The 651-nt window shown below is 60.4% G+C and carries 1 protein-coding gene; it reads left to right on the forward strand.

Annotation, left to right across the window (positions count from 1 at the left end; translation table 11 throughout):
• Positions 1-651, forward strand: a 651-nt coding sequence (locus tag ACKTSJ_RS11170) for an IS256 family transposase (protein WP_407900247.1), incomplete at both ends; no start/stop codon positions are given.

Consider the following 651-nt stretch of genomic DNA (forward strand, 5'->3'; position numbering starts at 1 on the left):
ATCCGGTCGGACGGTTACCGCGAAATACTCGGGGTGAAGATGGGCGATACCGAGAGCTTCGCCATTTGGGAAGAGACCTTCCGCTGGCTCAAGGGGCGAGGGCTCAAAGGCGTGATGTTTGTTATTTCAGACGATCATGGCGGGCTCACGGAAGCGGTGGCCCGGCATTTCCAAGGGGCAAGCTGGCAGCGTTGTCAGGTGCATCTGATGCGCAACATCCTCGGCCAATGTGCCCGCCGGCACCGGGCCGACGTGGCGGCAGCGGCCCAGCGGGTGCTGCAAGCGCCCGACATGGATGACGCCAGGCGCCGTCTGGCCGAATTCGTCGAGCGTTTTGCCAAGACCGCGCCGAAATCGGTCGAGTGTCTGGAGGCCGGCTTCGAGGACGCGATGGCGGTGATGAGTTTGCCGGAGAAATACCGCAAGCGATTGCGCACCACAAACATGCAGGAACGGCTGAACGAGGAAGTCAGAAGGCGCGAACGGGTGATCCGCATCTTCCCCAACGACGAATCGGCGCTGCGATTGATCGGGGCCTTGCTGGCAGAACAGAACGAGGTCTGGCAGGAGCGGAAATACCTGGATATGGATGAATTCAACGAATGGGCAGCAGCCAGAAAAAACCCGCCCGAAGATAGCAAGGTAATTGCG

This window comes from Ferrigenium sp. UT5 (assembly GCF_045866295.1).
Classification (GTDB): domain Bacteria; phylum Pseudomonadota; class Gammaproteobacteria; order Burkholderiales; family Gallionellaceae; genus Sideroxyarcus.